2 protein-coding genes are annotated in these 2,083 nt (G+C 44.5%); one reads left to right on the forward strand and one right to left on the reverse strand.

All coding sequences use genetic code 11. The features are described from left to right. The first annotated feature begins 215 nt into the window (after nt 1-215). The gene (locus tag ACHUFZ_RS21155) at nt 216-1,103 is read left to right on the forward strand and encodes a LysR family transcriptional regulator (protein WP_394128702.1); all 888 of its coding nucleotides are present in this window, start codon (nt 216-218) and stop codon (nt 1,101-1,103) included. A gap of 11 nt (nt 1,104-1,114) precedes the next feature. Here ACHUFZ_RS21155 and ACHUFZ_RS21160 read toward each other — a convergent pair whose 3' ends face one another. Next, on the reverse strand, nt 1,115-1,915 hold the full coding sequence (locus ACHUFZ_RS21160; protein WP_394128703.1) for a substrate-binding periplasmic protein: 801 nt from the start codon (nt 1,913-1,915) through the stop codon (nt 1,115-1,117). Nucleotides 1,916-2,083 lie beyond the last annotated feature (168 nt).

Below are 2,083 nucleotides of genomic sequence, written 5' to 3' on the forward strand. Positions count from 1 at the left end.
TTGAAAGCACCGGTCTTGAAAACCGGCATACGTTAATAGCGTATCTAGGGTTCAAATCCCTATCTCTCCGCCACATTGAAAAGCCTCGCTAGAAATAGCGAGGCTTTTTTCATTGTTTAAGCCCGTTGCTCACGCAACGGGCTTTTTGCGTTTTATGGCTAAGCCTGATACCGATCTTTGGTATGCTATAGAAAATACATCAAATGCAGTTGCCGATGATTAATAACGTAAACCTCGCAGATATTCGTTCTTTTGTGTTAATTGCCCAGCTTGGTAACTTCACTAAGGCTGCGGAAGCACTTAACGTCTCTCGCTCTCATGTCTCGCGCCAGATCTCTGCCTTGGAATCTCGCATGGGGGTGAGTTTAGTTACTCGGACAACGCGGTCATTGAAATTGACTTATGCAGGGGAGCGCTTTTATAAGCAATGTGAGTCAGCACTGATGCAGGTTGAGCAAGCTTTGTTAGCCGCAGTTGATGATACTGAGCAGGTACAAGGCCATATTAGAATTAACAGCGTTGGCGGACCTTTAGGAGAGGATGTCGTTGCTAATTATGTCGGCCAGTTTATGCGCCAGCATCAGGACATTACTGTAGAAATAGATTTTTCTAGCCCACGTATCGACTTGATTGAAGATCAGTTTGATATCGCTTTTCGGATGGGGAAGCTTGAAGACGCGAATTTTATTGGTCGTCACCTAAGTGATATTGAAATGGTGACCCTCGCTAGTCCTGACTACCTAGCGAGTTATGGTGAGCCTGAGCATCCGAAACAACTGTTAGAGCACCGAATCTTACGTGGTTCAGTAACTCGTTGGAGCTACCAGCATCAGGAAGATGAGAGTCGTTATGAAGTTTCGGTATCAGCACATCTAGTATGCAAGAATGGGCGGGCGCTCGTTGCTGGCGCGTTGCAGGGCAATGGTATTATCCGCGTACCTGCGATGTATTGTATGGATGAAATTGAGCAGGGCTCTTTAGTGCCAATTATGAGTAGCTGGAAAGTGGAATCCGTTCCCTTTTATGCCATTTATCATCGCGACAAGTACCAGCCTAAAAGGCTCAAAGCGTTTATAGATTTCATGCAACAACAATTTAAGTAACCTCTGCTGCGCTAATAATACTGACGGTAGATATTATCTGTCTCACCACTCTGTTTCATCTGCTTCAGTAACTGTTGAAGCTGGTATGCTTTAGTTCCTTGTTTTAACTGGACAGGGAAGTTCTCAGGACTTAGCTCCTGATCCGGTAAGTAATTTGGATTGGCTTGTTCTTGATAGTGCTCTGAACGGCGAGAAAAGCCCAAATAAAGTGGTTCAACACCACCGCAGCACTCTGGGTGTACTTTTATATCTTTGTTGCTATGTAGCTTAAGGTAGTAGTTTAGCGACGCATGGTTGTAGATATAGAAATCACCGCGTTTTTTGCGCAGCAAGCCGACCGCTTTCTCTATTGTCATTTCTGGAACTGCATAGATCTTGATGGCTTCAAGGTTGCGGACAAAGTTAGGCGAGCCCAATGCTTGCAGTATTGTTGAGCCTTCTAGCTGAGACAAATCTGTTATGGTTGGAAAGTCTTGGCGAGATATCCCTGCATCACCACCGGGAAAGCCATTCTCTAAGTAATAGGTAAACAGTGCTCGGTGTTCATTAAAGTTAAAGCCAGGGTAGAAGTCGATCTCTCCATCTTTTAACTGTTTGAGAACCCGCTTCTTTGGACCTCTGATCACTTCTAGTTCACAGCCAAGTTTCTCTGCAACAAGGCTATAAAAATCCACATAGAGTCCATCATTGTTTGGTGATGCGGCAATCAGTGGCATGCGTTCATTGGTTCGGTAGCCCATGGTCAGAGTACAGGCCAGCGAAGAAAATGAAGCTAACAATGTGCTGAGTAGCAACCAGACTCTAATTCGCATCTCTCATTCTCCATCATTTGATGTCCGTAAGAATAATTAAAGTTTAGTTTAAGCGTGCGTAGCGGATACAAAAAAAGCCGACAACAATGTGTTAATGCCATTCGGATAAGCGCTAACGCTTATACCTAAACGGATATTTGGTCGGAACAAAGAGGACTGAACGTGGAA

It is taken from the genome of Vibrio hepatarius, assembly GCF_043642085.1.
Lineage (GTDB): Bacteria > Pseudomonadota > Gammaproteobacteria > Enterobacterales > Vibrionaceae > Vibrio > Vibrio hepatarius_C.

Excerpts from the sequence above, each read along its gene's own strand:
- ACHUFZ_RS21155 (WP_394128702.1), top strand. The coding sequence starts at position 216 with ATGATTAATAACGTAAACCTCGCAGATATTCGTTCTTTTGTGTTAATT.
- ACHUFZ_RS21160 (WP_394128703.1), bottom strand. The coding sequence starts at position 1,915 with ATGCGAATTAGAGTCTGGTTGCTACTCAGCACATTGTTAGCTTCATTT.